Annotated in this window: 16 protein-coding genes and 1 pseudogene; 8 read left to right on the top strand and 9 right to left on the bottom strand. The window is 48.8% G+C overall.

The genetic code is table 11. The annotated features are described in order from the left end of the window. A complete protein-coding gene (gene patD, locus D9738_RS18640; protein WP_130260845.1) occupies positions 1-1425 on the top strand; it encodes an aminobutyraldehyde dehydrogenase in 1425 nt (474 codons plus the stop codon). A gap of 98 nt (positions 1426-1523) precedes the next feature. On the opposite strand, the gene yncL is transcribed toward patD, so the two are convergent. Further along, a complete protein-coding gene (gene yncL / locus D9738_RS18635; RefSeq protein WP_074399477.1) occupies positions 1524-1619 on the bottom strand; it encodes a stress response membrane protein YncL in 96 nt (31 codons plus the stop codon). A gap of 194 nt (positions 1620-1813) precedes the next feature. Between yncL and D9738_RS18630 the strand changes: the two genes are divergently transcribed. Further along, positions 1814-1987, top strand: coding sequence for a GhoT/OrtT family toxin (locus tag D9738_RS18630; protein ID WP_130260844.1), 174 nt, complete (start codon positions 1814-1816; stop codon positions 1985-1987). An 85-nt stretch (positions 1988-2072) separates the two neighbouring features. Continuing rightward, a complete protein-coding gene (gene ydcY / locus D9738_RS18625) occupies positions 2073-2306 on the top strand; it encodes a DUF2526 family protein YdcY (protein WP_113649882.1) in 234 nt (77 codons plus the stop codon). Here the strand turns inward: ydcY and D9738_RS18620 are convergent, their stop codons facing one another. Both D9738_RS18620 and mddA read right to left on the bottom strand, forming a co-directional pair. Beyond that, a complete protein-coding gene (locus D9738_RS18620; RefSeq protein WP_001548534.1) occupies positions 2307-2756 on the bottom strand; it encodes a DMT family transporter in 450 nt (149 codons plus the stop codon). It lies immediately after the preceding gene. Continuing rightward, the gene (gene mddA / locus D9738_RS18615; protein ID WP_130210195.1) at positions 2753-3271 is read right to left on the bottom strand and encodes an L-methionine sulfoximine/L-methionine sulfone acetyltransferase; all 519 of its coding nucleotides are present in this window, start codon (positions 3269-3271) and stop codon (positions 2753-2755) included. Before mddA ends, D9738_RS18620 begins: the two co-directional genes overlap by 4 nt. Positions 3272-3451: 180 nt before the next feature. Between mddA and curA the strand changes: the two genes are divergently transcribed. Next, complete coding sequence (gene curA, locus D9738_RS18610) at positions 3452-4489, top strand: NADPH-dependent curcumin/dihydrocurcumin reductase (protein WP_130260843.1); 1038 nt, start codon at positions 3452-3454, stop codon at positions 4487-4489. Positions 4490-4687: 198 nt separating this feature from the next. After that, a complete protein-coding gene (gene mcbR / locus D9738_RS18605; protein ID WP_130260842.1) occupies positions 4688-5353 on the top strand; it encodes a colanic acid/biofilm transcriptional regulator McbR in 666 nt (221 codons plus the stop codon). Between the two features lie 142 nt (positions 5354-5495). On the opposite strand, the gene pqqU is transcribed toward mcbR, so the two are convergent. Further along, on the bottom strand, positions 5496-7598 hold the full coding sequence (pqqU, locus tag D9738_RS18600; protein ID WP_130260841.1) for a TonB-dependent receptor PqqU: 2103 nt from the start codon (positions 7596-7598) through the stop codon (positions 5496-5498). Positions 7599-7838: 240 nt separating this feature from the next. Here pqqU and D9738_RS18590 point away from each other — a divergent pair, with 240 nt between their 5' ends. Beyond that, positions 7839-8900: a YncE family protein gene (locus D9738_RS18590; RefSeq protein ID WP_130260840.1), complete on the top strand. Its 1062-nt coding sequence runs from the start codon at positions 7839-7841 to the stop codon at positions 8898-8900. An 80-nt stretch (positions 8901-8980) separates the two neighbouring features. On the opposite strand, the gene ansP is transcribed toward D9738_RS18590, so the two are convergent. After that, entirely contained in the window at positions 8981-10480 is a 1500-nt protein-coding gene (gene ansP / locus D9738_RS18585) for an L-asparagine permease (RefSeq protein WP_130260839.1), read from the bottom strand. Positions 10481-10694: 214 nt separating this feature from the next. Here ansP and D9738_RS25225 point away from each other — a divergent pair. Then, positions 10695-10818, top strand: a pseudogene (locus tag D9738_RS25225) (glutathione S-transferase); the annotation flags it as partial. Positions 10819-10825: 7 nt separating this feature from the next. Here D9738_RS25225 and D9738_RS18575 read toward each other — a convergent pair. Both D9738_RS18575 and D9738_RS18570 read right to left on the bottom strand, forming a co-directional pair. Next, the gene (locus D9738_RS18575; RefSeq protein ID WP_130260926.1) at positions 10826-11875 is read right to left on the bottom strand and encodes a GGDEF domain-containing protein; all 1050 of its coding nucleotides are present in this window, start codon (positions 11873-11875) and stop codon (positions 10826-10828) included. Positions 11876-11977: 102 nt separating this feature from the next. Further along, positions 11978-13954, bottom strand: coding sequence for an alkyl sulfatase dimerization domain-containing protein (locus D9738_RS18570; protein WP_130222654.1), 1977 nt, complete (start codon positions 13952-13954; stop codon positions 11978-11980). Between the two features lie 305 nt (positions 13955-14259). On the opposite strand from D9738_RS18570, the gene pptA reads away from it, so the two are divergent. After that, entirely contained in the window at positions 14260-14487 is a 228-nt protein-coding gene (gene pptA / locus D9738_RS18565) for a tautomerase PptA (protein ID WP_130210863.1), read from the top strand. A 3-nt stretch (positions 14488-14490) separates the two neighbouring features. Here pptA and D9738_RS18560 read toward each other — a convergent pair whose 3' ends face one another. After that, positions 14491-15060 carry a flavin reductase family protein gene (locus tag D9738_RS18560; RefSeq protein ID WP_130210861.1) on the bottom strand — a complete coding sequence of 190 codons (570 nt, stop codon included), beginning with the start codon at positions 15058-15060 and terminating at the stop codon, positions 14491-14493. 184 nt (positions 15061-15244) lie between these two features. Next, the coding region (locus D9738_RS18555) for a zinc ribbon domain-containing protein (RefSeq protein WP_130260838.1) at positions 15245-15532 on the bottom strand (288 nt) is incomplete at its 5' end.

Genomic DNA, 15532 nt, shown 5'->3' with positions numbered 1-15532 from the left:
ATGCAACATAAGTTACTGATTAACGGAGAACTGGTTAGCGGCGAAGGGGAAAAACAGCCTGTCTATAATCCGGCAACGGGGGACGTTTTACTGGAGATTGCCGAGGCATCGGCAGAGCAAGTTGATGCTGCTGTTCGCGCGGCAGATGCGGCATTTGCCGAATGGGGGCAAACCACGCCGAAGGTGCGCGCAGAATGCCTGCTGAAACTGGCTGATGTTATTGAAGAAAATGGTCAGGTTTTTGCCGAACTGGAGTCTCGTAACTGTGGCAAGCCTCTGCATAGTGCGTTCAATGATGAAATTCCTGCGATTGTCGATGTTTTTCGCTTTTTCGCCGGAGCTGCTCGCTGCCTGAATGGTCTGGCGGCAGGAGAATATCTCGAGGGACATACTTCGATGATCCGCCGCGATCCGCTGGGCGTTGTGGCTTCTATTGCCCCCTGGAATTACCCATTGATGATGGCTGCATGGAAACTGGCTCCGGCACTGGCGGCGGGGAACTGCGTGGTACTGAAGCCATCAGAAATCACGCCGCTGACCGCACTAAAACTGGCAGAGCTGGCGAAAGATATCTTCCCGCCGGGCGTGATCAACGTACTGTTTGGCCGGGGCCAGACCGTGGGCGATCCGCTGACCGGGCATCAAAAAGTGCGCATGGTTTCGCTGACGGGGTCTATCGCCACCGGTGAGCACATCATCAGCCATACCGCGCCATCCATTAAGCGCACCCACATGGAGTTAGGCGGCAAAGCGCCGGTCATTGTTTTTGATGATGCTGATATTGAAGCTGTGGTTGAAGGTGTCCGCACGTTTGGTTATTACAACGCTGGACAGGATTGCACCGCAGCTTGTCGAATCTATGCGCAAAAAGGCATTTACGATGCGCTGGTGGAAAAACTCGGCGCCGCTGTCGCAACTTTGAAATCGGGCGCGCCGGATGACGAATCAACGGAACTGGGGCCGTTGAGTTCCCAGGCTCATCTCGACCGCGTCAGCAAAGCAGTGGAAGAGGCGAAAGCGACGGGACACATTAAAGTGATCACCGGCGGGGAGAAACGAAAAGGTAACGGTTATTACTATATGCCGACGCTGCTGGCAGGCGCGTTGCAAGAAGATGCTATCGTTCAAAGAGAGGTATTTGGTCCAGTGGTGAGCGTGACTGTCTTCGATAATGAAGAACAGGTAGTGAACTGGGCAAATGATAGCCAGTATGGCTTAGCCTCTTCAGTATGGACGAAAGATGTGGGGCGGGCGCATCGCGTTAGTGCTCGTCTGCAATATGGCTGCACATGGGTCAATACCCATTTCATGCTGGTAAGTGAAATGCCGCACGGTGGTCAGAAACTTTCAGGTTATGGCAAGGATATGTCACTTTATGGGCTGGAGGATTACACCGTTGTCCGCCACGTAATGGTTAAACATTAAGGATAATATTGTAGCCAGGGAGAGTGTGAGAAGATCTAACGCACTGTCAGAGAGTTGATATCTCTCTGACAGTGTGTACTGCGTGCAATATCGCTACATCAAATAAACCAACCAAATCTCATAGAGATAAGAGCAAACAATCCAACAGCAGCAAAGAGATTTATAAGCACTACAGTTCTACTGGAAACATTCATATTTTGCCACCTTTTGTCATAGCCCCTATGTGTATAGTACGGGTTAAGTAAATCTGCAATAATACTCATTCTGAAGATGGACAAGGGCAGCTCCCGGGTTATGGAAATATCTCAAACGGGTTGAAAAACTTGATGTGCATCAAAAAATAACGCATATTTGCGCGCGTTTTATTCCTCCGGCTGGATGCCCGTACATGTCTCTTTATCAATACCTGCTTGTTTTTTATGCTGTTATGGCAGCTATCGCGTTTGTTACTACCTGGTTTCTTTCCCACGAGAAGAAGCACATTCGTTTTCTGAGCGCCTTCCTGGTGGCGGTGACCTGGCCGATGAGTTTTCCAGTGGCGCTGCTGTTTTCGCTGTTTTAAATCTTGAGCACTAGCTTGACGGCACAACGCAGACTTATATCATTTGGGAGAATCGATAATTTTCACAAGTGGCTAAGGAGAAAGTATGTCGCATCTGGAAGAGGTCATCGCACGCGTGGATGCAGCGATTGATGAGAGCGTCATTGCCCATATGAACGAATTATTAATCGCCCTGAGCGATGACGCAGAGTTAAGCCGGGAAGAACGTTACACTCAGCAGCAGCGTTTGCGTACAGCAATCGCTCATCACGGGCGTAAGCATAAAGAAGATATGGAAGCTCGCCACGAACAGTTAACCAAAGGCGGCACTATCCTGTGATTAAAACGAGCGTCTGGCCACCAGCCAGGCGCCAACCACAAGTAAAATTGCGCCACAAATTGGGCCGATCAACGCCCGTAATGGCACGCCATGGCTACGCAAAATATCCAGCACCAGCCCTCCAATCAACTGACTGGCGACCAGTACTGCAATGGTCGTAGCTGCCCCCACATTCTGATATCCGCTGATACTGGCAAAGACAAAAAATGATCCCAGCAAGCCAGGAATCAGTGTCCACCAACGCACGCTGGAAACCAGTTCGCCAAACCCTGCCATCCCTTGTTTAAACCATAAAATGGAGACGAATAGCACAATCCCCACCAGTGAGTTCAGCAACATGGCGATGAGAATGGTAGAGGAGGTCTGGGTGATGCGCACCATCAGCGTGTTTTGCACCACCAGGCCAATTCCGGCGGCAATCAAAAAGGCAAGGGTGAGCGACTGATTCATCCAATCGCGTCCGGTTCAGTGCGCTCGTCGAGTTGCAACTGCATAAATGTCAGATCCAGCCAACGACCAAATTTAGTGCCTACCTGCGGCATTTGTGCGGTGACGACAAATCCCAGAGACTGGTGGAGATGCAGCGAGGCCAGATTTTGCGATTCGATCCCGGCGACCATGACATGCTTCCCGCAATCCCGCGCTTCATCGATCAATCGGCTTAACAATTTACGCCCAAGACCTTTGCCCTGATGATCTGGATGGACATAAACCGAATGTTCCACGGTATGGCGAAAACCATCGAAACTACGCCAGTCGCCAAACGAGGCATAACCAGTCACTACGCCGTTTTCCTCGCTCACCAGCACTGGATAACCTGCTAAAGTCCGCGCTTCAAACCAGGCAATGCGGTTATCTGCATCCACAGTTTGGTCATTCCAGATAGCCGCCGTATACAACACGGCGTGGTTATAAATTTCCGCAATAGCAGCACAATCGGCTTTGCAGGCAAAACGGATGGACATATCTGGCCTCGATTAAATATTGATGATGATGTTATCAATACTATCGAAAACAGCCGGAAGCAACGCAATCTACAATGAAATTATTGCGTGTTGTGGGAGGAATGTGATGCATACAGACAAATATAACCACGTGTGCCTGCTACCATTGATCGATTCATGCCAAAAGCACAGGAGAGCATTATGGGGCAACAAAAGCAGCGTAACCGCCGTTGGGTTCTGGCCTCGCGTCCGCATGGCGCGCCGGTTCCGGAGAATTTTCGTCTTGAAGAAGATGATGTCGCCACACCGGGTGAAGGACAGGTGTTACTGCGCACAGTTTATTTGTCACTGGACCCGTATATGCGTGGACGAATGAGCGATGAGCCATCTTATTCACCGCCCGTTGATATTGGCGGGGTGATGGTCGGCGGTACGGTGAGCCGTGTCGTGGAGTCGAATCATCCTGATTACCAGCCTGGCGACTGGGTGCTTGGCTACAGTGGATGGCAGGACTATGACATATCCAGTGGCGATGAACTGGTGAAACTTGGCGATCATCCGCAAAATCCTTCGTGGTCACTGGGTGTGCTGGGGATGCCCGGCTTTACCGCTTATATGGGCCTACTGGATATCGGTCAGCCCAAAGAGGGCGAAACGTTGGTGGTTGCTGCAGCGACAGGACCAGTGGGTGCGACGGTGGGGCAAATCGGAAAACTTAAAGGTTGTAGGGTAGTTGGAGTGGCCGGTGGCGCGGAAAAATGCCGCCATGCTACCGAGGTGCTGGGCTTCGATGTTTGCCTTGACCACCACGCGGATGATTTTGCCGGGCAGCTGGCGAAAGCGTGTCCGAAAGGGATTGATATCTATTATGAAAACGTTGGCGGGAAGGTGTTTGATGCCGTGCTGCCGTTGCTTAATACCTCCGCGCGTATTCCTGTCTGTGGCTTAGTAAGCGGATATAATGCGACGGAGTTGCCATCGGGGCCAGACCGTTTACCGTTGTTGATGGCCACGGTGCTGAAAAAACGTATTCGCCTGCAAGGCTTTATTATCAGTCAGGATTATGGCCGCCGAATCCATGAGTTCCAGCAGGAGATGGGACAATGGGTGAAAGAGGGTAAAATTCACTATCGTGAACAAATTACCAACGGTTTGGAGAACGCACCGCAGACGTTTATCGGCCTGCTGAGCGGCAAAAACTTCGGCAAAGTTGTTATTCGTGTCGCGGGTGATGACTAAAGATACGGCGGCGGCGTAAAGCCGCCACAAAAATCCAGGCAAAAATCTTATTTCCAGCTTTAATTAACTAATCACATCACTGTTCTGTAGCTAATAACAATAAAGATGAGAGGATAATGATTATTCAGCTTCATACACCAGGTAAACGACTTCTGCTATACCGGCAGAGTTGGAACGAATACACCTGAAGGAAATAACATGCCTGGAACGGAAAAAATATCGCATATCAGTTTGACTATGCAGGTTGAGAACGACCTGAAACATCAGCTTAGTATTGGCGCACTGAAACCTGGCGCACGCTTGATCACTAAAAATCTGGCGGAGCAATTAGGCATGAGTATTACACCCGTGCGTGAAGCACTATTACGCCTGGTTTCGGTTAATGCGCTCTCTGTCGCACCTGCACAAGCATTTACAGTACCGGAAGTAAGGCAAAGTCAATTAGACGAAATCAATCGGATCCGCTACGAACTGGAATTAATGGCAGTTGCCCTGGCTGTTGAAAACATTTCCTCGCAAGACATAGCGGAACTTCAGGAATTGCTCGAGAAATTACAGCAGGCGCAAGAAAACGGCGATATGGAACAACTCATTAATGCAAACAAACTATTTCGCTTAGCGATTTATCATCGTTCAAAAATGCCCATTCTGTGTGAAATGATTGAGCAATTATGGGTCAGGATGGGACCTGGTTTACATTATCTTTATGAAGCGATTAATCCAGCAGAATTACGTGAGCGTATTAAAAGCTATCATGTACTATTCGCCGCGTTAAAAGCAAAAGACAAAGAGGGATGCAGACATTGTCTTGCTGAAATTATGCAAAAAAACGTTGCTATGTTGTGCCAGCAATACAGTTGTTAAATTAAAACGCCCGGCAAATATCGGGCATCAATGTATACTCGTCATACTTCAAGTTGCATGTGCTGCGTCTGCGGGTTATTCGGCCCATCCATGGGCCTCACCCCTTACGGGGCCGCTGCAACTCGAATTATTTAGAGTATAGTTATTCAAATCGCCATGCGATATTCACGCCGACACCATAATTACGCCCGGGAGCTGGTTCGTAATATCGACCATTTGATTCATTAACAATCACCGATCCGACATATTCTTTATCGAATAAATTCTCGACACGACCAAATAAATCCATAGTTAGATTGTGGTAATTGTATTTATACCCGGTGAATAAGCCGACGAGAGTATAAGAAGGCGCTTTGGCCGTATTTTCATCATCTGCCATAATATCGCCCATGTAACGCGCTTCCGTGCCTGCATACCAGCCATCTTCCGGCACATAACCTATCGACGCAAAACCCATATTACGGGCGATCCCTGGCATCCGGTTACCGTTACAATCCTGTTCACTGCAAACATTGCTGCGATAGGTGGCATCAAGCCAGGTCCAGGACGCTTTTACGCGAAAATCTCCCGCGAAACGTTGATCCCATGCCAGTTCAGCGCCCTGACGACGCGTTTTACCGGCATTTTTATACGTGGTGCGTCCACCGCTACTGCTATCGACAACAATTTCATCATCGGTGTCGGTCTGGAACAATGCGAGACTAAGCAACCCATCACCAATACGCGTTTTACTGCCGATCTCAATTGTATCGTTGGTGGAAGGTTTTAAACCAAAGTTCATACCGCTTTGCCCATCAGCGCGATAAGACAGTTCATTAATCGTCGGCGTTTCAAAACCACGCCCGGCTGCCAGATATATATTCCAGGCATTGGTCATTGCATATTTTAGCGATCCGGCTGGTAGCCATTTGTGATAACTGGCATCACCGCTATCATCGCCGTTACCCGGAGTAACGTAATGATCGTTGGAATCAAACCATACGGAGCTGTAGCGCACGCCAGCATCCAGCGACAGTTTTTCGCTCAGCTGCCACTGTGCCTGTAAATAGGGATCGACGTTCCACATCAGATTGCGTTCGTCGCGGCGCAACTCACCTTTTTGCCCGTATTCCGGCACGCCGCTATTCAGGCGAAAATTATTGTAGCCTTTGCGGTTTTCACTCATGTTTTCGTAGTTCAGGCCGGTCGTGAACGTGACCGGAACGCCCAGTTCACCACGGTGTGTCCAGCGGCTGTCTATCCCCTGGTAATGGCGTTGCAGAGTAATCACGCCGCCCGCATGCGACGGGTTAAGTTGCGGTGTCATTGGGATTGACTGATACTGGGTCGTTTCTCGCTCTCCGGCATACATCATCACACTCATATCATCCCGCGAACTCAGGCTACGCTCATAGCGCAGCCCAGCCTGAGTTTGCTTGATGGTTTTTCGCGTGTCGTACTGTTCAGCGCGTGGCGCTTGTTGCGGATTCGCCTTCCATTCTGCTTCGGTTAATCCACCTGGATCATCTGCTTTGATATCCACTCTGTTGAAAATCAGGCTTAATTTGCTGGCGTCATCAATGCGTACGCCCAGTTTGGCATTGGCTAAATTTTTCTGTGCACCACTATGGTCACGATAGCCGTGGGTCGTAAAGCGTGTGGTTGAGACGGTGTAATCGACATCGCCCGGCTGTGTGCCGTCGCCCGTTGCGCCCGTTGCTTTCAGCCCATAGCGCCAGCTGCCAAAACTGCCATAGTAACTACTGGCTTCAATGGTTGGCGGCTGTTGCCCGGTTTGAGTAGTGACATTCATCACCCCGCCAGACGCGTTGCCATACAGGGCAGAGAAGGGGCCACGCAGCACTTCCACATTTTGCACACTGCTTAAATCGATGTTGGATGTTTGCCCTTGTCCGTCGGGCATGGTAGCGGGAATACCGTCCACATACAGGCGAATACCGCGAATTCCGTAAGTGGAACGGGAGCCAAATCCGCGAATCGACAGCTGTAAATCTTGCGCATAGTTCTGCCGGTTTTGTACCTGCAAACCGGGCACGCTGGTCAGTGATTCAGACAAATTGATGCGCGGTGTTGCCAGGCGCATCTCCTCGCCATCCACCGCGCTAACGGCTGCTGGCGTATCCAGCTCGGAAATCACTTGTGGCGCGGCACTGACAATCATGGTTTGTTCATTGGTTGCAAAAGCGGAAGGAGAAAGGGCAATCAGTACGGGCAAAATGGTCTGTCGGACGGAAAAAATCTTCATGAAAAAGCCAGGTTAAGAATGGGAATACGCCGTCATGGTAATAAAATTGTAAATTTATGGAAAACGAAACGGCACAATACGTTAAGTAATTGAGAAAATTGTAGTCGTAACGACAAGAAATACTCCACATTTGAGAAAATAATGATTACCATTCCCATTTATAACAAGAGTGTAACGATGATTACGCTCAGCGAAGCATTGTGAAGCAGCAAAAATATCGGTTCATCAAAGGGAGTCGTCATGCATTTACGTCATCTGTTTTCATCGCGCCTGCGTGGTTCATTACTGTTAGGTTCATTGCTCGTTGCTTCATCATTCAGTACGCAGGCCGCAGAAGAAATGCTGCGTAAAGCGGTAGGTAAAGGTGCCTACGAAATGGCTTATAGCCAGCAGGAGAACGCGCTGTGGCTTGCTACTTCGCAAAGCCGCAAACTGGATAAAGGCGGCGTGGTTTATCGTCTCGATCCGGTCACTCTGGAAGTGACTCAGGCGATCCATAACGATCTCAAGCCGTTTGGTGCCACCATCAATAACACGACTCAGACGTTGTGGTTTGGTAACACCGTAAACAGCGCGGTCACGGCGATAGATGCCAAAACGGGCGAAGTGAAAGGGCGTCTGGTGCTGGATGATCGTAAGCGCACGGAAGAGGTGCGCCCGTTGCAGCCGCGTGAGCTGGTAGCTGACGATGCCACGAACACGGTTTACATCAGTGGTATTGGCAAAGAGAGCGTGATTTGGGTCGTTGATGGCGAGAATATCAAACTGAAAACCGCCATCCAGAACACCGGTAAAATGAGCACTGGTTTAGCGCTGGATAGTAAAGGCAAACGTCTTTACACCACTAACGCTGACGGCGAATTGATTACCATCGACACCGCCGACAATAAAATCCTCAGCCGTAAAAAGCTGCTGGATGACGGCAAAGAGCACTTCTTTATCAACATAAGCCTTGATACCGCCAATCAGCGTGCATTTATCACCGATTCAAAAGCGGCAGAAGTGTTAGTGGTCGATACCCGTAATGGCAATGTTCTGGCGAAGGTTGCGGCACCGGAATCACTGGCTGTGCTGTTTAACCCAGCGCGTAATGAAGCCTACGTGACGCATCGTCAGGCGGGTAAAGTTAGTGTGATTGATGCGAAAAGCTATAAGGTGGTGAAAACGTTCGATACGCCGACTCATCCGAATAGCCTGGCGCTGTCTGCCGATGGCAAAACGCTGTATGTCAGTGTTAAACAAAAATCCACTAAACAGCAGGAAGCTACCCAGCCGGACGATGTGATTCGTATTGCGCTGTAATCGACACAGGGGAGTTTGTCTTTCGTAGGCCGGATGCGGCGCTAGCGCCGCATCCGGCTTTAAACCGAGCAATTATGCAATTAACTCGTCGTTTCAGGCTTAAACACAATTTCCTGTTTTTCTTCATCTTCCTCGACAACTGGCGCAGTGCTGTGAATTTCGGCAACGCGTTTGCGCACACCAAACCAACCCACAACCAGCAAAATACCGATAATCGGCAGCGCAGCGATGGTATAAGTCCCGTTCGGGTAATCGAACGCCATCAGCACCAGCACGCACAGCAAAAACAGTAGCGTCAGCCAGGATGTGAAGGGCGCGCCAGGCAGTTTAAAACTGACATCCGCGGCTTTGCCTTCTTTAATCGCTTTACGCAGGCGCATCTGGCACACGATGATAAACGCCCACGAGGCGATGATTCCCAGCGACGCGAAGTTCAGGACAATCTCAAATACGCGAGACGGCACCAGATAGTTAAGGAATACGCCAACAACATAAACGACCAACGTCGCCAGAATCCCGGCATACGGTACATGCTGACGGCTCATTTTCGCCATAAAACTCGGTGCGGAACCGCCCATCGCCATCGAGCGCAGAATGCGTCCGGTGCAGTACAGACCTGAGTTCAGGCTGGAGAGGGCAGCGGTCAGCACTACAATGTTCATAATGCTTCCGATGTACGGCACACCCAGTTTAGAGAAGAATGTCACGAACGGACTTTGCCCCGCCTGATACGCGCTCCACGGCAATAACATAACCAGCAACACCACGGAGCCGACGTAAAACAGGCCAATACGCCAAATCACACTGTTAATTGCTTTAGGCACCATGGTCTGCGGGTCTTTACATTCTCCGGCAGCTGTACCAACCATTTCAATGGAGGCAAAAGCAAACACTACGCCCTGAATCAACACCAGCGCAGGCAGCAAACCGTGGGGGAAGAAGCCGCCGTTATCGGTAATTAAATGAAAGCCAGTGGTGTTGCCATCCAGCGGCTGACCGCTACCGAGGAACACTGTACCCACGACCAAAAAGGTCACAATGGCGAGCACTTTAATAAGCGCAAACCAGAACTCCATCTCCGCAAACCATTTCACACCGATCATATTCATGGTGCCAACGATGGTCAGCGCAGCGAGCGCAAAGACCCACTGCGGCACGCCGCCAAACGCACCCCAGTAATGCATATACAGAGCGACGGCGGTAATATCGACAATCCCCGTCATCGCCCAGTTGATGAAGTACATCCAGCCAGCAACGTAAGCAGCTTTCTCTCCTAAAAACTCTCGGGCATAAGAGACAAAACTGCCACTGGAAGGGCGATGTAATACTAACTCACCCAATGCACGCAGAATAAAAAACGAAAACAAGCCACATACTAAATAAACCAGTGCCAGCGCAGGACCTGCCATTTGCAGTCGGGCTCCTGCACCTAAAAACAAACCGGTGCCAATCGCGCCGCCGATGGCGATCATCTGCACCTGGCGATTGCCCATCGCTTTGTGATACCCCTCTTCGTGGGCATTAAGCCAGCGGCGTTTCGCGGCGTGTTGATCTGAAGTGTCGGTGTCGTGTTTACTCATTGTTCTCCCTGATTGCTTTAATGAAAAAGTCATATAAGTTGCCATGAACAATGTTTATTCATCCTGGCGATGACAAGATTCACCATTATTCTTTATGGGTATAACTGTCGGCGCAGAATCCTACCCGTTATCGTGTAACGATGCAAAACATGCCCTTGCATCTTCAGTGGGAATTACTACAACTGGTGAAAAACCGGTCACAAAATCGTGTGTGTTTGGTTAGCTACTAATCCTCGTGGACTGATGTCTATGCATTATGAGGACATGGCGTGGGGCATGAATGGTTTCAGGATAATGCGCTGAATATCAGTGCAGTTGCTCATTTGCCGAAACTACAGGGGGAAATTATTTCACCCATCGATTTCGCCCATTTTCTTTCGCCCGGTATAACGCGGCGTCGGCATCTGAAACAATTTGTTCAGCCGTTTTTGCGGGAGCAGAACAGGCAATCCCCTGACTAACCGTAACAAATGCACTAACAGCAGATGCCTGATGCGGGATAGCTGCCAGTTTAAGTTCTTGCTTCACTCTGGCTGCTACCGCCTCAGCTTCCGGCAATGTTGCATTAAAAAGTAGGATGGCAAACTCTTCGCCACCATAACGAGCGACTATATCTTCAGGCTGGCGAATTGCGCGTTGCAGGGCGTCGGCAACTTGTATCAAACATTTATCGCCCGCAGGGTGCCCGTAGGTGTCGTTGTAGCGTTTAAAAAAATCGACATCCAACATAATGAGAGCAAATGACCCGCCGTTATCTATCGCGTCGTGTAAGATACTGTTCATTGCACGTCGGTTTGCTATCCCAGTTAAAGGATCACGATGTGCTAATGCATCAAGGCGATTAATTAACTGGTTGTTGTACTTGTTTTGTTGCCATGCTTCTTCAAACCAACGTAATAAAATAAGTCGCCCACCATATAGCGCCAGTGAAAAAAGGCCCCAGATGACAGCGAAATGAACATTCACATGCTGATTGAGAACAAGACTGGCTAACGGGATGCTAAACCATAATGGAGTGATAAATGCGAGTAATGATGGCGTGTGAAAATACAGCGCAACAACGGCACTAAGCATTAATAATACACACAGAGGGTAAGCAAAAGGTAACGTCCAGTGTGCAATGAAATAAAAGCAACACCATGACCATAACAGGCTTAGAATGACCAATAGTTGCTGAATATACAGCACTTTTTTTCGAGAGATGAGCAATAAAAGGCCACTAATCAGCAGAATGCCGAAAGATGATATATCAATAGTATGTACAAGGTTTTTCTCATTAAGCCCTGAAGTCATGTCCTCATTAAACAAAATACCACGCAGCAAAATCATCGATGAAAAACAGATGTTAATCAAGGCAAACCACGGCAGGCTAATCGACATTCCGCGAATAACCATATCCTGGCGATTTTTCCACGAATAATGAGCGTTTTTTCTTTTATCAGGAACCATTTCTTATAACCAGAAAAGGGCAGGAAACCTGCCCAATTTATACTGAATTTAAGGTGTCACTATATTGAACCAAAATTCAAAATTATCCATATAACCTAACAGTTCGTTGAGTTTTTCCGCATTGCCGGTAATTTTAACGTCTCCTTTGTCTGTGGCTTCTTTCAGCGTCTCTTCTTTCAGTACTATTTTGTTCAATACATCACGAGACAGAGTGATAGTGGCATCAGCATCCGAAGCTTCTACACCAGCGGTATGATTGAGAACACCATTTTCAAGCTCCACTTTATAGGTGCCGCCATCTTCACCAAAATCGAAATTCAACACGGCTTTGGCATCTGCCGCTTTCTCACCATTAATATGGACGGCAAGATAATCAAAGAACATCTCTGGCGTCATTGCACGCACGGTGTCAGGGCTGGCAGTATTTGGTGTTGGTAATTTTTGTACGCCGTTACGCAATTCCTGTGCGCCAGTGAGATAGAAATTACGCCACGGCCCAGATTCAGCCTGATAGCCTAACTGCTCAAGCGCATCAGCTTCCAGATTTCTCGCTGCCTGGTTGTTTGGATCCGCAAACACCACCTTACTGACAACCTGAGCAACCCAGCGGAAATTACCCTGGTCATAATCCTGTTTGGCTTTTTGTAAAATGGCATCAGCACCGCCCATATACTCGACAAATTTCTTTGCGCCTTCTTCTGGCGGCAGTTCATCAAGCGTTGCGGGGTTACCATCAAACCAGCCGAGATAAAGCACATAAGTTGCTTTCACATCATGGCTCACCGAACCGTAATAGCCGCGATTCGCCCAGGTGTTAGCCAGTGAAGAGGGCAGTTTAAAGTTTGCGGCAATTTCATCACGGGTCATCCCCTGATTTGCCATACGCAGAGTTTGATCATTGATGTAACGATACAAATCACGCTGGCTTTTAAGCAGTTTGACCACGTTATCATTGCCCCAGGTTGGCCAGTGATGTTGAGCGAGAATAATCTCGGCTTTATCACCCCATAAATTGAGCGCTTCGTTAATATATTTTGACCACGGCAGCGGTTGGCGAATTTTAGCCCCGCGCAGCGAATAGGTGTTATGAAGGGTGTGCGTGACATCTTCTGCTGTTTCGATCAGTTTCTTTTCTTCAATAAACCACAGCATTTCAGAAGGCGCTTCGGAACCTGGCGCCATCAGAAAATCATAGGTCAACCCGTCAATAGTTTCTTTTTGCCCGGTTTTGGTGATGTAGTTAGTAGGAGCAATCAACGTGACCGTTCCTGCTGAAGTGGTTGTTCCCAGTCCCGCGCCGACCTGGCCTTTAACATCAGGTTTCAATAAGTTGCCATACATATAACTGGCTCGTCGGCTCATCACATTGCCAGCCATAATATTTTCGGAAACGGCCTCCTCCAAAAATCCGGCTGGCGCATAGATTTTAACTTTGCCTGATTTAACGTCAGCTTCATCAATTACGCCGCGAACACCACCGTAGTGATCGACATGACTGTGTGTGTAGATAACCGCCACTACCGGTTTCTGGCCGCGATTTTTGTAATAGAGATCCATCCCAACTTTGGCTGTTTCTGCTGAAACAAGTGGATCAACGACGGTAATACCCTCTTTGCCTTCAATGATGGTCATATTTGATAGATCGAGGTTACGAATCTGATAGACACCTTCAGTCACTTCAAATAATCCGCTGATATTTATCAGTTGCGCCTGACGCCATAAACTTGGATTCACCGTATCAGGGGCTTTATCGCCTTCTTTGATAAAAGCGTATTGTTGTGGATCCCAGATAACATTTCCTTGTTCGCCCTTAATCACGTCCTGAGGAATAGGGGCAATAAAACCTTTATGGGCATCAGTAAAGTCAGTGTTATCGGAAAACGGCAACTGGTTATAGAGTAAATTGTTTGCTTGCTGCGTGGCTGCGGTGGCGTTTTTAGGGGCTTCCGCCGCGAGGAGAGGTAAGGAACTGGTGGTGAATAATCCCGTTATTAGCAGACTTTTAACAATATGATTAAGCTGCATCTTAAGTGTCTCCAGAATGGATTTTTATTGAGGGTAATTACGGATGAAAATTTTTAGTGAGGGCAAGAATAACTATAATTGGCGTTAACAAATTGGCAAGCCGGGAACTTGGTGTTTTCTTAATGGCATGTTGGCGAAGAATATATTCTGCAAGTTAACGTTTTCGTTGGCGCTTTATTTAAAAGGGTGTAGTACAAATATGTACAATTTCAAGTAGGCATTATTACCGTAAAAACGCATTACCGGACACACGACATTCACAACGTGTGTTAATTTTACTGACATCTTTCAAAAGGAGCACAATCATGCCGCACATAGACATTAAATGTTTTCCGCGTGAACTGGACGAACAACAAAAAGCAGCGCTTGCTGCAGATATTACCGACGTTATTATTCGCCATCTGAACAGTAAAGACAGTTCGATAAGCATTGCGCTACAGCAGATTCAACCAGAATCATGGCAAGCTATCTGGGACGCCGAAATTGCGCCCCAAATGGATGCCTTGATAAAGAAACCTGGTTACAGCATGTAATGCTTAACCAGCCGTAACACGCTTGCCGCTGGTAACAAACGTGCCAGCGCCTAAATGATGCAACGTATTGAGCTTATCATCATCAAACTGCCAGCGGCCTTCGACAAATACCTGTGCGTCTGCCGCTGCTGATACCACTTCGCCAAACAGCGTGTCGTATTTCTCTTGCGCGGAAGTCGCTGGTAGCAATCGGCACTCCATCCACGCCAGACATTTCTCTTCAACAAGTGGCAAACCAAGCACCGGACCTTTCACCACCGGAATGCCATAGCAATTAAATTTATCTTCTTCACGCCCAGATACACTTCCCACTGCCCACGTCCAGTTAGTCGCTGCAACGCCTGGGATAACGATGCCAAATTTACCGTTACGCTCAATCAACTCCCTCGTCCATGTCGATTTATCTACCACAATCGCCACGCGTGGAGGTTCAAACTCCACCGGCATTGACCAGGCTGCCGCCATAATGTTACGCCGCTGGGATTGCTCATCTAAACTGGTGATCAGGACAGTAGGGCCATGATTTAACAGACGGCTGGCATGGTGTAATTCTACGGGGATGAATCGGCTCACGGTATCGCCTCGCTAAGAAGGTTGTTTTAAAAGCGTAGCTCGTAACGCAATAAGCAACGAAATTAACGGGATCGGCGATTTGCGAACGTGATGCATGTCCGCGATCGCACAAAATAGCCTGTGCGGCGTCTATTCCAGGTTTTGACATCCTCCACGCCCTGAATGACGAGGATCCCTGCTACGTTCAGGCTGTCGCCTGAATCATTTCGGTGGGTTCCTGCTTCAACGGGCGGCCTGACTGCACCATCCCTCCACAGGCAAGAACGGCGTGTCCCGCCGCTAAAATGTTACGAGCGCCGTTTACATCGGCGTTCGCAGTATATCCACATACCTGGCATCTGAATTTACTTTGTGACAGGCGGTTCTCTTTCGCTGCATGACCACAACACGCGCAACGCTGGCTTGTGTACGCTGGCGGAACAGCAAGCACCTGACCGCCACGCCAGAGCTGCTTGTACTCAAGCTGGCGGCG

Source organism: Escherichia sp. E10V5 (assembly GCF_004212315.1).
Classification (GTDB): domain Bacteria; phylum Pseudomonadota; class Gammaproteobacteria; order Enterobacterales; family Enterobacteriaceae; genus Escherichia.
This window is presented reverse-complemented; position numbering and strand designations above follow the sequence as displayed.

Excerpts from the sequence above, each read along its gene's own strand:
- patD (WP_130260845.1), top strand. The coding sequence starts at position 1 with ATGCAACATAAGTTACTGATTAACGGAGAACTGGTTAGCGGCGAAGGG.
- yncL (WP_074399477.1), bottom strand. The coding sequence starts at position 1,619 with ATGAATGTTTCCAGTAGAACTGTAGTGCTTATAAATCTCTTTGCTGCT.
- D9738_RS18630 (WP_130260844.1), top strand. The coding sequence starts at position 1,814 with ATGTCTCTTTATCAATACCTGCTTGTTTTTTATGCTGTTATGGCAGCT.
- ydcY (WP_113649882.1), top strand. The coding sequence starts at position 2,073 with ATGTCGCATCTGGAAGAGGTCATCGCACGCGTGGATGCAGCGATTGAT.
- D9738_RS18620 (WP_001548534.1), bottom strand. The coding sequence starts at position 2,756 with ATGAATCAGTCGCTCACCCTTGCCTTTTTGATTGCCGCCGGAATTGGC.
- mddA (WP_130210195.1), bottom strand. The coding sequence starts at position 3,271 with ATGTCCATCCGTTTTGCCTGCAAAGCCGATTGTGCTGCTATTGCGGAA.
- curA (WP_130260843.1), top strand. The coding sequence starts at position 3,452 with ATGGGGCAACAAAAGCAGCGTAACCGCCGTTGGGTTCTGGCCTCGCGT.
- mcbR (WP_130260842.1), top strand. The coding sequence starts at position 4,688 with ATGCCTGGAACGGAAAAAATATCGCATATCAGTTTGACTATGCAGGTT.
- pqqU (WP_130260841.1), bottom strand. The coding sequence starts at position 7,598 with ATGAAGATTTTTTCCGTCCGACAGACCATTTTGCCCGTACTGATTGCC.
- D9738_RS18590 (WP_130260840.1), top strand. The coding sequence starts at position 7,839 with ATGCATTTACGTCATCTGTTTTCATCGCGCCTGCGTGGTTCATTACTG.
- ansP (WP_130260839.1), bottom strand. The coding sequence starts at position 10,480 with ATGAGTAAACACGACACCGACACTTCAGATCAACACGCCGCGAAACGC.
- D9738_RS18575 (WP_130260926.1), bottom strand. The coding sequence starts at position 11,875 with ATGGTTATTCGCGGAATGTCGATTAGCCTGCCGTGGTTTGCCTTGATT.
- D9738_RS18570 (WP_130222654.1), bottom strand. The coding sequence starts at position 13,954 with ATGCAGCTTAATCATATTGTTAAAAGTCTGCTAATAACGGGATTATTC.
- pptA (WP_130210863.1), top strand. The coding sequence starts at position 14,260 with ATGCCGCACATAGACATTAAATGTTTTCCGCGTGAACTGGACGAACAA.